The sequence below is a fragment of the Streptomyces apricus genome, assembly GCF_008369065.1.
In the GTDB taxonomy this organism is placed as follows: Bacteria; Actinomycetota; Actinomycetes; order Streptomycetales; family Streptomycetaceae; genus Streptomyces; species Streptomyces apricus.
The window spans coordinates 12,917-31,644 of record NZ_VDFC01000026.1 but is presented as its reverse complement, the minus strand read 5'-3'; the positions used below and the strand labels follow the sequence as shown (position 1 = coordinate 31,644).

Annotated in this window: 19 protein-coding genes and 1 pseudogene; 10 read left to right on the top strand and 10 right to left on the bottom strand. The window is 69.8% G+C overall.

The features are described 5' to 3' along the window. A partial coding sequence (locus FGF04_RS09465) for an ABC transporter ATP-binding protein (protein ID WP_235882259.1) occupies positions 1-947 on the bottom strand: 947 nt, incomplete at its 3' end. Between the two features lie 121 nt (positions 948-1,068). On the opposite strand from FGF04_RS09465, the gene FGF04_RS09460 reads away from it, so the two are divergent. Beyond that, positions 1,069-1,584: a GbsR/MarR family transcriptional regulator gene (locus FGF04_RS09460; protein WP_149510820.1), complete on the top strand. Its 516-nt coding sequence runs from the start codon at positions 1,069-1,071 to the stop codon at positions 1,582-1,584. A gap of 187 nt (positions 1,585-1,771) precedes the next feature. Here FGF04_RS09460 and FGF04_RS09455 read toward each other — a convergent pair whose 3' ends face one another. Both FGF04_RS09455 and FGF04_RS09450 read right to left on the bottom strand, forming a co-directional pair. Further along, positions 1,772-2,584 carry an SDR family oxidoreductase gene (locus FGF04_RS09455; protein WP_149510819.1) on the bottom strand — a complete coding sequence of 271 codons (813 nt, stop codon included), beginning with the start codon at positions 2,582-2,584 and terminating at the stop codon, positions 1,772-1,774. 251 nt (positions 2,585-2,835) lie between these two features. After that, on the bottom strand, positions 2,836-3,723 hold the full coding sequence (locus FGF04_RS09450; protein ID WP_149510818.1) for an alpha/beta fold hydrolase: 888 nt from the start codon (positions 3,721-3,723) through the stop codon (positions 2,836-2,838). A gap of 108 nt (positions 3,724-3,831) precedes the next feature. Between FGF04_RS09450 and FGF04_RS09445 the strand changes: the two genes are divergently transcribed. After that, positions 3,832-4,335, top strand: coding sequence for a MarR family winged helix-turn-helix transcriptional regulator (locus tag FGF04_RS09445; protein WP_149510817.1), 504 nt, complete (start codon positions 3,832-3,834; stop codon positions 4,333-4,335). Positions 4,336-4,435: 100 nt separating this feature from the next. Here FGF04_RS09445 and FGF04_RS09440 read toward each other — a convergent pair whose 3' ends face one another. After that, complete coding sequence (locus tag FGF04_RS09440; RefSeq protein ID WP_149510816.1) at positions 4,436-5,635, bottom strand: FAD-dependent monooxygenase; 1,200 nt, start codon at positions 5,633-5,635, stop codon at positions 4,436-4,438. Positions 5,636-5,776: 141 nt separating this feature from the next. Here FGF04_RS09440 and FGF04_RS09435 point away from each other — a divergent pair, with 141 nt between their 5' ends. Beyond that, the gene (locus FGF04_RS09435) at positions 5,777-6,247 is read left to right on the top strand and encodes a MarR family winged helix-turn-helix transcriptional regulator (RefSeq protein WP_149510815.1); all 471 of its coding nucleotides are present in this window, start codon (positions 5,777-5,779) and stop codon (positions 6,245-6,247) included. Between the two features lie 230 nt (positions 6,248-6,477). Here the strand turns inward: FGF04_RS09435 and FGF04_RS09430 are convergent, their stop codons facing one another. Both FGF04_RS09430 and FGF04_RS09425 read right to left on the bottom strand, forming a co-directional pair. Next, positions 6,478-6,804 (bottom strand): hypothetical protein, encoded by a 327-nt coding sequence (locus FGF04_RS09430; protein WP_235882258.1) that lies wholly within the window; start codon positions 6,802-6,804, stop codon positions 6,478-6,480. A 100-nt stretch (positions 6,805-6,904) separates the two neighbouring features. After that, positions 6,905-7,824 (bottom strand): annotated as a pseudogene (locus tag FGF04_RS09425) (alpha/beta fold hydrolase). Positions 7,825-8,037: 213 nt separating this feature from the next. Here FGF04_RS09425 and FGF04_RS09420 point away from each other — a divergent pair. Continuing rightward, positions 8,038-8,628, top strand: coding sequence for a TetR/AcrR family transcriptional regulator (locus FGF04_RS09420; protein WP_149510813.1), 591 nt, complete (start codon positions 8,038-8,040; stop codon positions 8,626-8,628). A 90-nt stretch (positions 8,629-8,718) separates the two neighbouring features. Here FGF04_RS09420 and FGF04_RS09415 read toward each other — a convergent pair whose 3' ends face one another. Then, the gene (locus tag FGF04_RS09415) at positions 8,719-9,246 is read right to left on the bottom strand and encodes a ferredoxin (RefSeq protein WP_149510812.1); all 528 of its coding nucleotides are present in this window, start codon (positions 9,244-9,246) and stop codon (positions 8,719-8,721) included. A gap of 199 nt (positions 9,247-9,445) precedes the next feature. On the opposite strand from FGF04_RS09415, the gene FGF04_RS41640 reads away from it, so the two are divergent. Both FGF04_RS41640 and FGF04_RS09410 read left to right on the top strand, forming a co-directional pair. Continuing rightward, entirely contained in the window at positions 9,446-9,574 is a 129-nt protein-coding gene (locus FGF04_RS41640; protein WP_268893767.1) for a hypothetical protein, read from the top strand. A gap of 51 nt (positions 9,575-9,625) precedes the next feature. Then, positions 9,626-10,570, top strand: coding sequence for a C45 family autoproteolytic acyltransferase/hydolase (locus FGF04_RS09410; protein ID WP_149510811.1), 945 nt, complete (start codon positions 9,626-9,628; stop codon positions 10,568-10,570). 426 nt (positions 10,571-10,996) lie between these two features. On the opposite strand, the gene FGF04_RS09405 is transcribed toward FGF04_RS09410, so the two are convergent. Then, on the bottom strand, positions 10,997-11,263 hold the full coding sequence (locus tag FGF04_RS09405; protein WP_149510810.1) for a hypothetical protein: 267 nt from the start codon (positions 11,261-11,263) through the stop codon (positions 10,997-10,999). Between the two features lie 190 nt (positions 11,264-11,453). Between FGF04_RS09405 and FGF04_RS09400 the strand changes: the two genes are divergently transcribed. Beyond that, positions 11,454-11,801, top strand: coding sequence for a hypothetical protein (locus tag FGF04_RS09400; RefSeq protein ID WP_149510809.1), 348 nt, complete (start codon positions 11,454-11,456; stop codon positions 11,799-11,801). Between the two features lie 44 nt (positions 11,802-11,845). On the opposite strand, the gene FGF04_RS09395 is transcribed toward FGF04_RS09400, so the two are convergent. After that, complete coding sequence (locus tag FGF04_RS09395; protein WP_149510808.1) at positions 11,846-12,793, bottom strand: NAD-dependent epimerase/dehydratase family protein; 948 nt, start codon at positions 12,791-12,793, stop codon at positions 11,846-11,848. Positions 12,794-12,862: 69 nt separating this feature from the next. On the opposite strand from FGF04_RS09395, the gene FGF04_RS09390 reads away from it, so the two are divergent. Then, positions 12,863-13,300, top strand: a complete 438-nt coding sequence (locus FGF04_RS09390; protein WP_149510807.1) for a MarR family winged helix-turn-helix transcriptional regulator — start codon at positions 12,863-12,865, stop codon at positions 13,298-13,300. Between the two features lie 511 nt (positions 13,301-13,811). Further along, positions 13,812-16,592 (top strand): ABC transporter substrate-binding protein, encoded by a 2,781-nt coding sequence (locus tag FGF04_RS09385; RefSeq protein WP_235882257.1) that lies wholly within the window; start codon positions 13,812-13,814, stop codon positions 16,590-16,592. Between the two features lie 107 nt (positions 16,593-16,699). Here FGF04_RS09385 and FGF04_RS09380 read toward each other — a convergent pair whose 3' ends face one another. Further along, positions 16,700-17,236: a dihydrofolate reductase family protein gene (locus FGF04_RS09380; RefSeq protein ID WP_149510806.1), complete on the bottom strand. Its 537-nt coding sequence runs from the start codon at positions 17,234-17,236 to the stop codon at positions 16,700-16,702. Between the two features lie 327 nt (positions 17,237-17,563). On the opposite strand from FGF04_RS09380, the gene FGF04_RS09370 reads away from it, so the two are divergent. Continuing rightward, positions 17,564-17,974, top strand: a complete 411-nt coding sequence (locus FGF04_RS09370) for a RidA family protein (RefSeq protein ID WP_149510804.1) — start codon at positions 17,564-17,566, stop codon at positions 17,972-17,974. Positions 17,975-18,728 lie beyond the last annotated feature (754 nt).

The following is an 18,728-nucleotide window of genomic DNA, read 5'->3' as shown; positions in this document are numbered from 1 at the left end:
CATCGGGACACCGCCCCCGTCCGCCCGTTTTGTACGTCACGACCGTCCCGGACGTCGTCCCGAACGTCCTCCTGGTAGTGCCGCAGGAACAGCTCCTCCAGCGTCGGCGGCGTCGAGGTCAAGGACCGTACGCCCGACTCGGTCAGCGACCGCAGTACGGCGTCCAGCTGGTCGCTCTCCACCTGGAGGCGGACCCGGTTCCCCTGGACGTCCAGGCCGTGGACGCCCGGCAGGGAGGCCAATCCGTGCGGCGGCCCGGCCAGTTCGGCGCTGACGCTGGTACGGGTGAGGTGGCGCAGGTCGGCGAGCGAGCCGGTCTCGACGGTGACGCCCCGGCGGATGATGCTGACGCGGTCGCACAGCTCCTCGACCTCGCTGAGGATGTGCGACGACAGCAGGATCGTGCGCCCGCGGTCGCGCTCCTCCTCGACGCACCGCTGGAAGACCTCTTCCATCAGGGGGTCCAGACCCGAGGTGGGCTCGTCCAGGATCAGCAGGTCCACGTCGGAGGCGAACGCGGCGACGAGGGCGACCTTCTGCCGGTTGCCCTTGGAGTACGCGCGCCCCTTCTTCGTCGGGTCCAGCTCGAACCGCTCGATCAGGTCGGTGCGGCGCGCCCGGTCCAGGCCCCCGCGCAGGCGGCCGTACAGGTCGATGACCTCGCCGCCCGAGAGGTTGCGCCACAGCGTCACGTCGCCGGGGACGTAGGCGACCCGGCGGTGCAGGTCCACCGCGTCGGCCCACGGGTCCCGGCCGAGCATCCGGGCGCTGCCCGAGTCGGCACGCAGCAGGCCCAGCAGGACGCGGATGGTGGTGGACTTGCCCGCACCGTTCGGGCCGAGGAAGCCGTGGACCTCGCCGGTCTCGACGGTGAGGTCGAGCCCGTCCAGCGCATGCGTACGACCGAACGACTTGTGCAGCGCGGCGACGCTGATTGCCTTCGTCATGATTCAGAACGTACGCTTCTTTCACAAATTTGTGAAGTTAAGGAAATCGATGAAGGAAAGATAGACTCGATCCGTTCGACGGGGCGGGTGAGCACGGGTGAGCAGAGGAGAGGGCCCAGGGATGACGGAGCCGACCGGGGCGGACCGGGATGCGGCCACGGCGCGTGACGCCGAGGCGGTCTCGAAGTTCGTCGAAAGCTTCGCCGCGCAGCTCGTCGAGGCCGGGATGCAGCGCATGCCCGCCCGGGTGTTCGCGGCGCTGCTCTCTTCCGACTCCGGCGCGATGACCTCGGTCGAACTGGGCGAACAGTTGCGGATCAGCCCGGCCGCCGTCTCCGGAGCGGTGCGGTACCTCGCGCAGCAGCACATGGTCTCCCGCGAGCGCGAACCGGGCTCCCGGCGCGAGCGCTACCGCGTGCACAGCAATCAGTGGTACGAGGCGATCACCAACCGCGAGGCAGTCGTCAAACGCTGGGAGTACGCCCTGCGCGAGGGCGTCGACAGCCTCGGCGGCGACACCCCGGCGGGCCGCCGCCTCGCCGAGACGCTCGCGTTCTTCGAGTTCATCGAAACGGAGATCGCCCGGATGATGGACCGCTGGCGCGTCCACCGGGAACAGCACTTCGGCAAGGACTAGGGCGTCTCGTTCGGAGCGGTCGGCCGGGCAGGCAGGCAGGCAGGCAGGCAGGCAGGCAGGCAGGCAGGCAGCGGATGCCGCATGTCGTTCACCGGCATGCAGGAGAGCGCGTCACCGTCTCACCGTGTTACCGCGGCGCCCGCAGCCCCGCGGTGCTCCTCACTGGCTGCCCCTCACGGAGTGCTCCTCACGGCTTGCGCCAGTCGTCGCTGTGCAGGTGGGACCCGGCCTGCGGCCCCATGCGCAGCATGCCGCCGTCGACCGCCCACGAGGCCGCTGTCGTGTAGGACGCGTCCGGTCCGGCGAGGAAGGCGATCACGGCGGCGACCTCCCTGGCGTCGCCCGGCCGGCCCAGCGGGATACCGGGGCGGCGTTCCTGCGTCACGTCCGTGTCCTCCTGACCGGTCATGGGCGTGGCGATCTCACCGGGCGCCACCGCGTTGACCGTGATCCCGTGCTCGGCCAGTTCCAGCGCCATCACCTGTGTCAGCAGCCCCAGGCCGGCCTTGGCCGCGCAGTACGGTGCGGCTCCCACGCGCGGCTGGTGCTCGTGCACGGAGGTGACGTTCACGATCCGGCCCCCTCCGCCCTGCTCGATCATGCGGCGCGCGGCCCGCTGCGAGCACAGGAACGGTCCGACCAGGTCCACGTCCAGAACCTGTTGCACCGTCTCGTGGTCGATGTCGAGGAAGGGGGTGGACGTACCGGTCCCCGCGTTGTTGACCAGGACGTCGACCGCCCCCAGCTCCTCCGCCAGGGCGTCGATGACGTCGGCGGCACGCGACGGGTCCGTCAGGTCCTGGTGCGCGTGGGCGGCCCGGCGGCCGTGGGAGCGTACTTCGGCGGCGGTCTCCTCGGCGCCCCGCTCGTCGCTGTGCCAGGTGATCCCGACGTCCATGCCGGCCGCGGCCAGCCGTACGGCGGTGGCCCGGCCGATCCCCGAGTCCCCTCCGGTGATCAACGCCACGGGTGCGCGCGTGGGACCTGGTGTGTCGTTCATGACTCCTCCGTACGTTCGCAAGCGCCCCGGGAGGGGCCGGACGTGCTGCTGGGGCGGGTACGTCGACTCTGGATACGTCGACTCCGGGCACGTCGTCGTCTCCGGGCACGACCCGGCCGCCGACGCATCCGGTGGGCAAGTTCCCCCAGCAGGACAACCGGAACGCGCCGGATCGCCGTCACTCCCGAAACGGCCCACTCCCCTCACCACAACGGCCGACACACTCGGAGCCGGGGTCGGAAGGGGCCCACTCAGCTCTCGTCGATCTTTCTGGTGAATTCAAGGACCGCGGCCGCGAGAGCGTCGGGGGATTCCTGCGCGACGAGATGGCCGACTCCCGGGAGACGCACCGCGGTGACCTCGCCGGCGGAGAGCCGGCGGAAGGTGTTCTCGGTGGCGGGATGCCCCGTATCGACGGTGAGGACCGGGACCGTGAGGGGGTGCGACGCGGCCAGAGCCCTTGTTGCCTCCTGGCCGGAGACGAGCGAGTGATAGATGGCCTGCGTACCGCGCCAGCCGTTGGGGCGCCCATAGGTTCGAACGAACTCGTCCACGTCCCTTTCAGTTATGGCACCCTCCGTCCCGTTCATCATCGGGAAGGCCCAGCCGGTCAGGAACTCGCGCTCATGGCCCCGCAGGAGCATGTCGGGAATCCCCGGAGCGGCGAGGAATCCGACGTGCCAGGAACCGCCGTTGCTCACGTCCGTGAAGGCCTCGAAGCCGAAACCGGCCACGGTCGTCTCGACGCCGGTGAAACTGATGACGTCCTCGGGGTGCAGGGCCGCGAAGCGGAAGCTCGCGCCGCCGCTGATGTCCTGGCACAAGAGGTGGACGGGGCCCGAGCCGATGTGCCGGACCAGCTGGTGCAGGTCCTCGGCGGTGACCTCCTCGCCGTACTCGGTGTCGTCGTTGCTCGAATCACCGAACCCGCGGAGGTCCAGGGCGAAGACCTGGTGGGTCTCCGCGAGCAGTGGGATCAGCTTGCGGAAGGCCCACCACGTCTCCGGCCAGCCGTGCACGAGCAGGATCGGGGAGCCGGTGGTACCGGCGCGGACGTAGTGCAGTCGCGTTCCGTTGACGTCCGCGAGGTGGTGCGTGACGCCGGGAAGGGTCGCGCCGGCGGGGGTGATCGGGGACATGGGGAATCCTTAGGTAGACAACCTGGTTGTCCATCAAGGTAGACAACCAGGTTGTCCACGTCAAGGAGAGCCACCTGCCCGGCCAGGGAGCGTCGTTATGCTGACCGCATGTCCAGACCAGGCTCCGATCTGACCCTGCTGCTGCTCGCCGGCTTCCGCACCCTGGCAGATCAGGGCGCCGCCGAGCTCGCCAGGCGTGGGCACGAGGACGTCCGGCCGGTACACGACTTCGCCCTTCACGCGATTCACTCCGGGGCCGACAGCGCCTCCGAACTCGGTCGCAGGATGTCGGTCACGAAGCAGGCGGCCGCCAAGACGATCGCCACACTGGAGGAACGCAATTACGTGGCGCGCGAACCGGACCCCGCCGACGGGCGCAGGGTGCGACTTCGCGTCACCGACCACGGCCTGGCGATGATGCAGCTGGGTCAGGAGATCTTCGACGAGCTGCGCGAGCGGTGGGAAGCACAGGTGGGCGCGGAGTCACTCGCAGCGCTTGAGGAGACGCTTCGGTCGCTCGTCGGGGACAACGCCATCCGGCTCGACTCGCCGGGCTGGCTCGCTCGCGACATGGACGCCGTAAGCCCTCCCGCGCCCGCCGACCGCGGGTAAGACGACCGCGGGTGAGGCGACCGCAGGTGAGACGACCGCAGGCGAGACGACCGCAGGTGAGACGGCACCGGCGGGAGCCGGTCCGACACCGCCGCCCCCTTCAGCCGACGTAGTCCGGCAGGCGCAGGGCGTTGTAGGCGAGGGGGCGCTGTTCCTGCGCGGGCAGGGTGGTGCGACCGCGCAGGGCATCGTTGCGGATGTCCAGTTCCTGCTGGGTGCGCGGGGTGACGACGATGCCGCCCTGGGTGGCGAGGTCCTGGTTCAGGGTGACGTACTCGCGCAGCGTCTTCTCGTAGGCGGCGAAGGCCGCGGTGTGGTCGGCGTGGGCGGCCAGTTCGCCGGCCAGGACGTAGGCGCCGACCAGCGCCAGGCTGGAGCCCTGGCCGGAGAGGAAGGAAGGGGCGTGCGCGGCGTCGCCCGCGAGGGCGACCCGGCCCTTGGACCAGGTGGGCAGGTGGATCTGGCTGACGACGTCGAAGAACAGGTCGTCCGCCTCGCGCATGGCGGCCACCAGCCGCGGAACCTCCCACTGCCGGTCGGGGAAGTGGCTCGCGACGAGGTCGCGCTGCGCCTCGGGGTCGCGGAAGGCGCGCAAGGGCGGCTCGGCCAGACCGAAGGTCAGGAAGCCGTGGACGCGCTCGCCCGGCTCGTAGGCGTACAGGATGGCGTTGCGGTCGGGGGCGTTCCAGATGACTCCCTCCCGCTCCAGCCCGAAGTCGTCGGGCAGGGTGAAGCCGGCGAAGGCGCGGCCGAGGTAGCGGTGGTAGGGCTCCTCGGGACCCATGACGAGGCTCCTGGTGTGGGAGTGCAGGCCGTCGGCGCCTATCACGAGGTCGAAGCGGCGCCGGGCGCCGCCGCGGAAGGTGACGTCGACGTGGTCGCCGCGGTCGTCGAGGGTGGCGATGGAGTCGTCGAAGAGGTACTCCACCGTGTCGCGGGTGACCCGGTACAGCAGCGCCGTCAGATCGCCGCGGCGCACCTCCAGGTCGTGTCCGGTCTCCGAGCCGACGACGGCGTCGGCGGGCCACGTGGCGATCGGCTCGCCGTCGAGGTCGAGGAAGGTGAGGCGGCGGGTGTTCACGTGCGCCCGGCGCAGTTCGGGCAGGAGGCCCATGCGCTCGACGACGCCGCGGGCCGTGCCGCGGATGTCGATGGCGTAGCCGCCACCGCGGACTTTGGATGCCTTCTCCACGACGGTGACGGCGAAGCCGTGGTGGTGCAGCCAGTAGGCCAGGGCGGGGCCGGCGATGCTGGCCCCGGAGACGAGGACCGTACGGGGGCGGGAGGGAACGTCGGTCATGCTGCAATCCTTCGTATGGTGTCCGCACCGAAAAGATGCGTACATTAGTTATCCTTTTACGGAGCGTGATCGGCCGAGGCGGGCCGGTCACCCAGAGAATATACATACCTAACTTAGGTATTCAAGTGGGTGGAGTGACAGATGGCCGACGAGACGCCCGCGGGCGTGGACGTCCGTGACGTGCTGCCGCAGCTCGCGCAGTTGAGCAACGCCTTCAGCCGGGGGCACCTGGTCGAGCGGGCCACGGCCGCCACCGGACTAGCCCTGGACCGGCCCGCCATGGGGGCGCTGCTCATCACCAGCATGGCGGACCGGCCGCTGCGCATCGGAGAGATCGCCGAACGCATGCAGGTCGCGGGGCCGCACATCACCCGGCAGGTGCAGGAGCTGGAACGGCGCGGCCTGGTGCGCCGCATCGCCGATCCGCTGGACCGCCGCGCCAGCCTCATCGAGCCCACCGAGGAGGGCGCGACGGCCACCGATCGCTATACGTCCACGCTGGTGGACTTCTTCAGCGATGCCATCGCCCACTGGTCGGCCGAGGACCGCGCCGACCTCGGCCGGCTCCTCAAACGCTTCGCCGCGGATGTGACCGCTCGACTGACCGACTGACTGGCTGGCTGACGGGCCGACGGGCCGACGGCCCGGTTGGAGGGCTGGGCGGCTGGTCGAAGGACTGAGATGTGTCCGGCCGTCAGCCGAGCGGTCGTCAGTCGGGCGGTTGCCGGTTGGGCGGTCCTTGGTCGGTCGGTCGTCGGTCGGGCACGTCCGCAGGGCGGCTCCCTACGACGGCCAGGTTCCCTGGCCGCGCTCGCTTGCGCCGCCTACTCCGCCGGGATCATTCATGCGGGCAGGGCGTCCCCGGGGAAGCCATGGCACGGGTGAACCTCGTAACGCATCATCCCGGCCCGCACGCAGGGGTCGCCGGCCATGATCGCCGTGGCTTCCTCCGCCGGTACGGTCATGATGGCGACGCCGGCCAAGGTGTCGGAGCCGACCGGACACAGGACCGCGATCACGCCGGCCTCGCGCAACGACACCATGCGCCGCTGGTGTTCGAGCTCGATCGCGTCCGCGCCGTCCATGGTCCGCTGCGGACCCCAGTGGAGGAGCGCCAGACTGTAGGGCTTCGCCGTCGCCGCCAGGGCCCGGATCTGTTCGTCGGTCACGGTCGCACTCATACTGTCTCCCCAGTCTTTTCGAGGCGCTCGGCCAACGAGACGATAATGCCTTCGGACCAACACCCGTAGGCCATCGGCCGGATGCGCCTCACGACCGCCCGATGAACTCGGCCAGCGCGGCAGCCACGGCTTCGGGCTGCTCATCGGGGATGAAGTGCCCGGCGTCGGGCACGACGACTCCGGTGATGTCGTCCGCCCATGGCTTGAGGGAGGCCGCCATGTCCGGGATCGAGCCGTGGCTGCTGGACATCCCCAGGACTGGCACGGACAGGTGCTGCCGGTCGAGCGCCTGGTGGTTCCTGCGGGCCGACTCGGCGGCGTCCCGGTAGTAGGCGAGCGAGGCACGGAGGCCACCGTCGGCGGCGACGGCGGCCGCGTAGTGGTCGAGGTCGGCGTCGTCGAATGCGTCGGGGGCGAGGGCCTTGGCCTTCAGGAACCAGCCGACGTACTCCCGTTCGCGGCCGGCGAGCAAGGCCTCGGGCAGGTCGGGCACGAGGTGGAACGCGAAATGCCAGGTCTTCCACGCCCGGGCCGGATCGGTGGGGATGGTTTCCGGGAGGGTGATGCCCGGGATTCCGGCGTCGAGCAGGGCGACGCCGCGCAGCTCGCTCTCATGAGTGAGGGCGAGGGAGAAGGCGACCCAGGCGCCGACGTCGTGGGCGGCCAGCCAATAGGCCGGCACCCCGAGTGCCTTTACGGCGGCGTGGACATGGGCGGCGACCGTGTGGGTGTCGTAGCCGCGCTCCGGACGCGCGGAGTGACCCTGGCCCGGCAGGTCGATCGCGATGACGCGGTGCCGGTCGGCGAGGCGGGGCATGACGTTTCGCCAGGCCCACCAGGTCTGCGGGAACCCGGCGAGCAGGACGACAGCCGGACCGTCCGACCGCCTTCGACGGCATGAAGGCGGATGCCGCCCGCGTCGACCCAGCGGTGGGTGAACCCGGCCAGGTCGTGCAGGGGCAGGTCGGGGACGGGGTTGCCTTCGGAGACGGTCATGGAGCCCTCCATGGGTGCCGGTGTGCGCGGGTGCGGCGGCCCTCCCCCGCGAGGGATCGGCGTGCGGGAACCAGGCTCGCGAGGACGATGCGGATGACGAGGGTGACCGCTCCGGCGCGCGCAGGACACCTGATCGTGATCACGCCGAAGGCTAACACATCTTGAACCAACCAGTTCAAGATAGAATGGCGAGCAGCATCCGACACACCGGCGAGGAAGTGCCACGTGGCAGGCAAGAAACAGTTCGACATGGATACGGTGCTCGATGCCGCGATGATCCAGTTCTGGCGCGCCGGCTACGCCGACACTTCCGTCGACGACTTGTCCCGGGCCACCGGCCTGAACCGCAGCTCGATCTACTCCTCGCTCGGCGACAAGGACACGCTGTTCCTGCGCTGCCTGGACCGCTACACCGCGCGCTACGGCGACAGGTACGAGGCCGCCCTGTCATGCGCGGCCTCCGAGCCCCTTGCGGCTGTCCGCGCGTTCTTCGGCGTCACCCTCGAACGCATCGCCGATCCCGAACTGCCCGACGGATGCCTGATCGCCCAGTCCGCCATGGCGATTCCGGTGCTGAGCCCGGCCGTCGCGCAGCACGCCAGGGAGGCACTCGGCCTGCAGCGCCAGCGCCTGCGCGCCGCACTGGAGGCCGGTGGAATGACCGACCAGGAAGCCGAGGTCTTCGCTGTCCACGCGGCGGCCGTGAACCAGTCCCTGGCCGTCATGAGCAGAGCCGGAGCGAGCCAGGCAGAGCTCCTGGCCGTGGTGGAGGTGACCGTCGGCGCGCTCTCACAGGCGCTGCGCACGCGCACCTAGGCCTTCCCCATTCACCCGAAGCCCAACGGGCGGCCGTCCAGCTGGCTTTGGCCACACCGCGTACAAACGTCTCACGACGCTTGACCACAGTTAGAGCCTCGGCAGCCGGTCGGTGATGATGGGAGATCGTCGCTCTTCGAGCCAGAAGAGATAGACACGCAGGTGTTCGGCCAGCTCGCCGCCGAGGTACGCGGCGTAATGCTCGGCGGCCGCAGCCGCTCCTTGGCCTGCCTTCGCGTCGTCGGTCTCCCAGTCGGCTCGCCGGCTCGACAGGTACTCTTCGACACGCCCGCGGTCGCGCCACCAGTCCCGGACCGCTTCCGGCGTCCAGTGAATGTCACCGTCACAGCCGTAGCCGGAGAAGGCCTCGGCCTCGGCTGCATCGACCATCTGTTGAAGCTCCTGCGCCGTGCGGGGCTGTCGATACACGTACTCCGTGAAGTGGTCGGCTTCGTAGAGCACGAGTTCCGGGGCGTGGATACGGCCGGTCCCGCAGTTGTCCGTGTCGGCTCCGTAGAAGGGGCCGGGCACGTTGAGCCACTTCCGATCCGCCCACCGTCCCAGGAACGCTCCGCGCGCGTCGCCGAGTAGCGGCACAGGATCGAAGTAAAGGTTCACAGCGGCAGGTTAGCCACCTTTCGAACGCTTCACCGGACACGGTCCAGCGCTGCGGCAATGCCTGCAGTAAGGACTGGCCCCGAGCAATGCCCAAGATCCGTGCGCTGGAGGCGGAAGTCGAGCAGTACATAACCGAGTTGGCGGCTGAACAGGACGAGCTGCTCGCTTCAACGACCTGCTGGCCGGGCACTGGGTCCACTTGCGGACCACGAACCCGATCGAGTCCATGTTCTCCACGGTCAAGCTGCGGACCAAGGTCACCCGCGAGGCCGGCAGCCCGGCCGTCGCCGGTGGCGGCCACCTGGTGATTACCTGCCCCATTGGCTAGGTTGCCCTCACCTCGTCCGATTCCCGCAGGGAGACAGGGAGAGCGGCAGCCGTGCGGCAACAGCACAAGACCTTCCAGGCGATCGAGGTCGGCGACGGCAGCGACGGGCGGTGGGCCGCCCACGCCCGGTCCCTGTGGCAGGAGATGGAGGGCCTGCTGACCGAGGAGGGCCGCACTCCGCAGGGCGCGGATCGTCTTCGCGCGCTGTTCCGTGCGCACATGCCGGAACTGGTCTCGGTGCTGGACCGCCTGGCCGACCAACTCGACCGGCCCCAGGCGGAAGCCTTCCTCACCCACGCGGCACTGCGGCCGTTCTCCCCGGCCTGCACCCAGATCGGCCAGAACGGCACTCTGCTGCGCAACTACGACTTACGGCCCGAGCAATGCGAGGGAACCATCGTCTCCTCCTGCTTCCTGCGCCCCGTGATCGGGATGCAGGACATGCTATGGGGCTTGCTGGACGGGATGAACGACGCCGGCCTCGCCATCTCGCTCACCTGGGGCGGGCGTTCCGCCTACGGACGCGGCTTCGCCATCCTCATCCTGGTGCGCTACCTGCTGGAGACGTGCGACACCGTCGATGAGGCGGTCGACAGGCTGCGGTCCCTGCCGGTCGCCGTCCCCCAGAACCTCACCCTTGTCGATCCCGTCAAGGCGATGACGGTGTTCGTGGGACCGGACATGTCGCCGACGGTGGCGCCGGATGCCTGCGCCGCCAATCACCAACACCTGCCGGTGACCGACGAGCAGGAGCAGGCCCTGCGGACGCAGGAGCGGCTGCGCGCCATTCGCGGCGCGGGTGCCGATGTGGCGGCGATGCTGAAGCCGCCGCTGTATCGACCCGCCGACCAACAGGGGTCGAGAACGCTCTACACCGCCCACTACCGGCCCATTGAGGGCCGCGTGACGTACTACTGGCCCGACGAGTCCTGGCAACAGTCCTTCGGCCACTTCACATCCGGATCCCGCACCGTGACCCTGGGCCGGGCCGACTGAGAGGTTTCCCGGACTCCCGGTCGACTCCGCCACGGCCGCACAGTGGACCGACAGGGACTCGGCATCGCTCCACCGGTCGCACGAGCGCCCCGCCCGATACACCCCAAGGCGTCTCCCACTACATGGTCACCAATCCACAGGCCTTGACAAGTACTCACAGACCCCAGGAGATCGCCTATAGCACCAGCCGCTACCAACAGTGCGGCCATGGTCCCGGGAACTCTTTGCCCAGCAGGAAAACGCCGTCGAAATTTTGGCGGGCCGAATGCGTAATTGACAAAGTCACAGCCACTTGAGCCGGTGCACGAACCACTTGTGCACCGGCTCAAGTTCACCCGTTCACACCCTGGCATCAGCAAGGTGCCCACCTATTTACTCGGCCAATGACCGACCTGGTCACCGGCTACGGCACACACTGGTGTGGCATCAAGCCAGCAGAGCACCGAGGAGCATGCCGCCGATCAGGCCGACGGCGCTGACCACGAGGGCGGGCACGGCGAGTCGCTCGTGCCGGACGGTCTTGGCGATGATGGCCAGGACGACGCCGATCACACCGAAGACGATCGGAAAGAAAATCAATGAGATGACGCCCAGCACCATCGCGATGATGCTCAGTACGTTGCCGGACCCCGTGCCCTGCGGTGCGCCGTGGGTCTGCTGCCCGGTCGGTCGGTTGTCATACTGCGTCGCCATCAGCCTCTCCTCCGAGTAATCACTCTCAGACCCGATCCAGGCGCGGACCGGACACCCTACGGTTGCCCACGATTCCCGTGAAAACACAGTGACTTGAGATCGCAATCAACAAAACAAGGATTTCACCTTGCCGTGCGGACAGGCTCCGGAGTGAGCCGCGGTGGCTGATCCCTCACCCGGACTCGTCACCATGAACTCGACGATGTTGGATAGCGGCATGGTGAGACGCAAGGAGAAGAGTCGGCCCACTTGGGGCGTTCCGAAGGGGATCGTTCTGCTGGCGACGCCGGAGGGCTGGCGTACCAGCGTCATCACCGAAAGCGGAATGTTCTGTGGGCGGCTGGGGGTGCCGATCGACGCCGACCCGCAAGACGCGCGGGCTGCCGCGGCAGTGATGGTGACGGAACTTGCGCGGGACTTCCACGACATCGACGTGGAGGTGAGCTGGGACCCGCCCCAGGAGCCTCGGTCATGGACTGCCCAAGTCATTCTGGTCGCCGAGGTCGCCGAAGGTGCCGGGCGAAGCGCTGGAGGCTGAGTGCGTCGGTGGAGGTGGCCGTGCCGTGCGGGCTCACCCGGGTGTCACCGCTCGTTGCCCGCGCGGAGCCAGGCGATGTAGTCCGCGGCAGCGGCGGCCGTGTCGTACCGGGGCTCGAATCCCGTGTCCTCGCGCAGACGCGTGATGTCGAGCCAGCTCACCGGGCGCGCTCCGGCCGAGGGCAGCTCCCAGCGGAAGCCGGGCTCGACGGACTCGATGGCGGTGAGGACGTCGGCGTTGCTGGTGGCCCGGCCGGAGGCGACGTTGTACGTCGAGTGGTGCAGCTCGTCGGCGAGTTGCAGGAGAGCGAGCGCGCGGCCGGTGTCCTTGACGTAGAGCAGGTCGAGCGCGTCCTCGGCGTGCGGCGGCGCCAGGAGCCCGGTCAGGTCGGGCTCGGTCAGCCGCGCCGCGGCGTGCGCGAGCGACGGGGCGGCGAAGAACGGGTCGGGCAGGTGTCCGCCCGGCCCCCAGGTACCGGAGATGCGCGCGTTGACGATGCTCACGTCGGTCACGTGCGACAGATGGCCGGCGAGCAGTTCGGTGATCTTCTTGAACGCCGGGATGACGTGGAAGTACTCCAGGGACAGCGGCATGTCCTCGGTGAGCGCGCCCTCGGACGCGGTGCCGCCGTAGACGCCGATGGTGCTCGCGGTCACGACGCGCCGCACACCCCAGGTCTGCGCGGCGCGGACGATGTTGAGGAACGCGTCGAGTGCCTGCCCGGACGCGCCGATCGGGTCGTCGCCCACCACCGGCCACGGCAGGGCGACGGCGAGGTGCACGATCCCGGTGATCGGGTACTTCCGCCCGACGGCGAGCAGGGTGTCGAGGTCTGCGACATCGCCCTGGACGACGTGCACGGGCAGGTCTGCGAGAGAGGGCGGAACCTGCGGACTGCGGCGCTGGAGAAGGACGCACTCCTCACCCGCTTCGGCGAGCGCGCGGACGGTGTGGGTGCCGATGAAGCCGGCCCCTCCGGTGACGAGGATCATGACGATGCCTTTCGGTGCACTACTGATTATCAGTGATACTGACGATCAGCCTAAGCGTAAGATGGCCGCATGTCCACCGAAGCGAGCACCAGCGCCGATCCGCACGACGTCCTGGGGTACCTCCTCAAGCACGCCACCCTGAAGTTCACGGCGCTGACGGACGCGGCGCTGGAGCCTCTGGGGATCGACAGCAAGGACTTCGGGGCGTTGCGCGTCCTGGCCCACCGCGAACCGACGTCACAGCTCCAGGTGGCGCAGACGCTCGGCATCGACCGCACGACGATGGTGACGTTGCTCGACGTGCTCGAACGCAAGGGCATCGTCACGCGCCGGCCGGATCCGGCGGACCGGCGCAGGAACGTGGTCGAGCTGACCGACCAGGGGGTGCGCACCTACGACGCCGCACGGACGGCGTACGAGGAGACCGAAGGCGCGTTCCTCGCGGCGGTCGGGCCGGGCGCGGCCGAGCAGCTCCGGCGCACGCTGCGGACCCTGCTGGAGTCCTGAGCCGGGACCGGCCGGCGCAGGTTACTCCGACGAGGGCCCCGTACGCCGAGCGTGGAGCCAGCCCCTGGCGCCCCGACTCCTACAGCGTCAGCGGACAGACAGCAGTCACTCGGCCGGGCGAATCCAGTCGGCCCCTGGAAGCGCCACCGCCGACGCCCGTCCCCACCTCCCCGTGATGCCGATGCACCCCACCAAGCCGGCGGCAGCCACATCGCGCACCTACGCACGGCACGCCAGGCCCGCACCCCGAGTCGGCGGCGCAGCCGACGAGGCCACCGGGCCATCAGGTCACCGATGTACCGGAATCCGCATCAGCCCGCCCACCCCCCTCAGCAACCGCTAACGTCTACGACCACTCAAAGTGAACGGGGTGTCACTCCTGGTCAACTCCAGTCGTGTGCCCGACTGTTCCGGAGGCCATCAAGGCCTGCCTTCGACCGGCGCCGGGCTCCATCTGCAGGACCAGCTCGAAATCCTCGTCCAGGACTTCCGTACGAGTGCCGATCCGCCGATGCCGGCTTTCGTCCTGCACGCCCAGGACAGCTCCGACGACGTCCCGGTGACCGCGTTGGTCCGGCAGCTGTACGAGGGGCAGGAAGCCCATCGCACCCGGTGCGCGGTGGCACAGGACGTCTACGACGGCGACACGGAGGTCCGCCGGGCCGCGGCCCTGGTGCGCGCGCTGAGCGACCCCGCGAAGTGGGGCGGCCGGAAGGCGGTGTACCGACGGTACGCGTTCCCGCGGCTGCGGCTGGTGCACGCCATCGACGACGCGGTCGCCGAACTCGGCGACACCTGGCCCGTACCCGCCCCCGGCGGCCACGGCACCGGACAGGACCAACGGCAGCGGCTGCTCGACCAGTTGGCTCGGCAGCGCTGGCGTCCGAAAGGCCGCCGGCGCTGGAGCCCGGGCCTGCAGCTGTCCGACATGGCGCACATCCTGCCGGCGAGCATCGTGGCCGGGCTGGCCGCGCTCCTCGCCCGTACCGACTGGTACATGGCGGTGGGCGCGGGCCTCGCCCTGCTCGTCCTGCTGACCGTCTTCAGCTCCGTCCTGCCGGGGCGGGCACCGATCTTCCTGTGGCTGCGCCGGGAGAGCCGCTGGTTCCTGACCACCACCTTCCTGCGGGCGCCGGACCAGGACGAGTCGACCGAGGTGTCGCTGCTGCGTCCGGTCCGGTCGTGGCGGGCGATCGCGGCCCGCGCGTACGACGTGGCCGAGGCGCTCAAGGCGGGCGGCGACTTCCATCTCCAGCTGTGCGTGCTGGCCCTGCGCGAGGACCTGCGCGACAACCACCGCCGCTGGAGCTGGGACCTGCGCGGCTTCAAGAGGCCCCGCCCGCCCATGCTCTTCCTGCCGCGCGCGGACGCCCGTAACGGCGGCATCGAGCTGATCCGGGCGGTCAGCGACGTACGCAGCCGGCGCAGCGAGATCGACCCGCTGGTCGTCGTCGCCGCGGTGAGCGCCCGCGACCTGCCGCACATCGAGCGCGGCACGGCCCCCGTGACGCGGGAGCCCGCGTCCCCGCAGCCCCGGTTCAGCGACCAGCTGCGCACCCTGTACCGGGAGTGGGCCCGCACCCTGCGCGTCCGGCAGACCCCCAGCGGCGAACGCGCCGGACTGCCCTGGGTGATGACGGTCCCGCTGCCGCACGACCAGCTCGGGCCCGTCGAGGACCGGCACCGACACCTGCGGGCGGCCACCCGGCCGCCCCTGGCCCGGCTGGTGTGGTCCCTGCACGCACTGCTCCTGGTCCTCGCCGTCCTGACCACCGGCACCGTCGTACGGGCCCACACCCTCCACGAGCGGTACTGCTCGGCGCAGGTACTGACCGCCAACCGGGACACCCTGCGCCACGTGCCGCCGGAGGGCGGCACGGAGTGCATCGGCCTCGCGACCGGAGACGTCCGCTTCGCCGACTGGCTGCCCGGGGCGGACCCGGGCGACGACCCCAAACCGCTCGCCGACCGGAACGGATCGCCGTGGACCGTGGGGCAGTTGGAGGACCTCATCGCCGAGCAGAACGCGGACGTCCTCGCGCACCGCACCGACCCGTACGTCACCGTGGTCTACGCGGGCCCGCTGAGCCACGATCCGCACGGCCCCTCGCTCGTGAAGGGGGCCGAGGAACTCGCGGGCGTCTACCTGGCCCAGGCCGTCATCAACAAGGGCCCCAACGTCCAGCTGCGCGTGCTGATCGCCAACGGGGGCCTCGACCTGGGCCAGCAGGTCTCGATGGCGCACGCCGTCGCCGCCTACGCCGCGCACGACCCGACCGTGGTGGGGGTCGTGGGCCTGGGCCGTGACCTGAGGTCGAGCTCGGAGACCGCCCGCATCCTCGGGGAGGCCGGCCTGCCGATCGTCTCCGGCACCAACTCCGCCACCTATCTGCCCCAGGAGTACGCCAACTGGTTCAGCCTGGCCGCCCCGGACCAGTGGCAGGCGGAGCAACTCGGACTGATCGCCGCCCAGTTGCGCACGCCAGGAAAGGAGCAGGACGCACTGGTGCTGGCCCGGGACACGAGGAATACCCCGGACATGTACACCAAGGAGCAGGCGTACTACGGCCAGAAGATGCTCAGGTCCCGCGGTTTCACCGTGCCGTCCGAGCCGAGCCTGTACACGCTCGACGGCGTCAGGCCCGAGATGCGCCAGCCCGCCCGTGAGATCTGCCAGGGCACCGTCCCGTCCGTGATCTACTTCGCGGGCCGGGTCGAGGAGCTCGACTCCCTGATGTACCAGCTGAACCGCGAGCCCGGCTGTTCCGGAGAACCCATCGCCATCCTCACCGGCGACGACCTCTCCAAGGCCGACTTCCTCCACGACCGCAACCGGGTCACGTCGGAGGTCACGCTGTACCACGCGGCGCTGGCCGAACTGGAGAAGGCGGCGGTCCAGACGGACTTCTACGCGGACGCCGCCCGGCACCTGTCGGGTGTCACGGCGCAGAAATGGGGTCCCGGTACTCCCGCCCTGGCCAGCGGTCAGACCGCGCTGGCGCACGACGCGACACAGGCCCTCCATGATGCGGCCAGCCGGGACGACGAGCCCCAGAGCCGCGCCCTGACCTGGGTGAATCTGCGCACCGTCCGGATCCCGAACATGGCCACCGGCACGATCGACCTCACCACGGCTCCGCCGTACGGAGACCGGACCGGCCACAGTTTCGTCCTCAAGGAGGTGCGCCGGGGCGACGACGGCATCGCCGAGTCCCGGGTGCTGTGCAGCCGCGTCGCGGGGGACACGTCTCCACTCACGCGGACGCAGTGCGCCATCGGGGAGCCGCGGTGAGGCGGCGGAGGGCCTCACGGCAACCGACGGCAACGCGGCAGCCGTACGTGCCGGACGACGCCAGCCTGGCAACGTCCGCCGGACGGGGCCTGGTTGCGACCGTTGCTTTACTTGCGTACGCGGAAGCGCAGCATGGTGACCCCGCCCGACTGGACGCTGTCGAGCGCCTCCAGGTCGATCCGGTCGAGGCCCGGCGGTGCGAAGCGGACGCCGTCGCCGAGCAGCACCGGCAGCACGTACACCAGGATCTCGTCGACGAGGCCGCGCTGCAGGCACTGGGCGGCCACGTCGGCGCCGAGGATCTCCAGGTCCTTGTCGCCGGCGGCGCGACGTGCCGTGACCACGGCCTCCTCGATGCCGCAGGTGAGGAAGGTGACGTCGGGGTCCGGCTCGTCGGGCGGGCGGTGGGTGAGGACGAACTGCGGCCCGCCGTCGTAGCCGGTCCTCTCCTCGGACATGCGCTTGCCGACCTCGTACGTGCCGCGGCCGATGAGCATGGCGCCCGTGGCCGCCATGACGTCCGGGAACGTCGCCGACGTCATGTGCTCGAAGATCCAGTCCATCACGTGACCGGGACCGGCGATGAACCCGTCCAGGGACATCGCCCGGTTCACGACCACTTTGCCGGTGCTCGCATGCGTCATGCGTCCGCATCATAGGTCGGTGAACGACGTCTTTTCCGGCGACAGCCGTGATCCGGGATCCGGAATCCGGTCATCGCCCTCAGCACGCGCCGCGTGCTTGGCGGGACGTCGTCGACGTGCTCGCCGGTTGCCTGCTCGCCGCATGCCTGCCCGTGCGCGGTGAGCGTCGGCGCGGCATGGACGTGGTGCCCCGCTCCCGGGCGGCAGCCGGCAGGCGGGAGGCGGGAGCGGCCCACAGCTCCAGCACCGCACCCGCAGGGCGGCGGACTGCTTGCCGGTGGGAAAAACGCGGTGCGTGCCGGCAGCACGCCGGTCAGACTCGCTGGCATGGCTGAGAGAATCACCCGCATCAACCCCGAGCAGCTGCATGCGACGCCCGGCTACCACCACATCACCGTGGTGGAGGCAGGCCGTACCGCCCATCTGGCGGGGCAGTGCCCGCTCGATCGCCATGGTGACCTCGTCGGTCCCGGTTCCCTCGACGCGCAGGTCGACCAGGTCGTCACGAACGCGCTCACCGCCCTGGCAGCGGTGGGGGCCGGGCCCGAACACGTGGTGCGGTCGGTGATCTACGTGCGGAGCGGGGAGAGAGACGTTCTCGGAGCCGTATGGCGCCGGCTCACCGAGTCCGCCCTGGGCCCGGCATTCACCACCGCCAGCACACTCCTGGGCGTCACCCAACTGGGCTTCTCGGGCCAGCTCGTCGAGGTGGACCTCACCGTGGCACTGCCTGACTGACTCCGACGGCGTACCGGACCAGGCGCCCGGGCTGACCGTGCGCGGGATGCCGGGGCGGCTTCGCTCAAGGCCTCGACGAAGCGCCGACTGCCTTCGTCCTGCAGTCCGCGCACCTTCCCCATCTCTTCGCGACAAACAGATGCCGATGGACCGTCACCTGGCGCCGTGGGATGCCGCAGAGTGTCGCCCGATCCGCCATGGCGTGCTCCAGAGCCGGGCTGCCTGTCTCCACGCATGCCGCAAAGCTCGTCGGAGCCAGCCCGAGAATGAGTCGGAAGGATCGGAGGTGGTGACCAAGCTGCCGCATGGCGACCACCCTCGCACATGGCTCAGTCGCCATGTAGTCAGGAAGACAGGCTCTGGTTCTGTTGCAGTTCGGGCGACGGAGCCGCCGGACCGGACGGCAAGAACCTGTCGCCGGGACACACAGCCGAACTCGGTGACATCGCCGAGGTCGCAATGGTGTGAGCCGGCGTTCGGCAAGCGGTCTACGCTGACGGGAATCGAACCGGGGGCGCCGCTTACTTGCGCGGTGTGAGGGAGTCAGGGCGCAGCTGTCTCCGGGATCTGTCTGTCGTGTCATGGTGGGGGGGAACCGTGGTGCGGAATCGTTGGGATCGTTGGCCCTTGGTGGGGCGTGACTTCGAACTGGCTTCATTTGCCGCCGTGTTGGGGGACCGTAGGCATCAAGGGCTCGTGGTGGCCGGGCCGGCCGGAGTGGGTAAGTCCCGGCTGGCGGAGGAGTGCCTGGAAC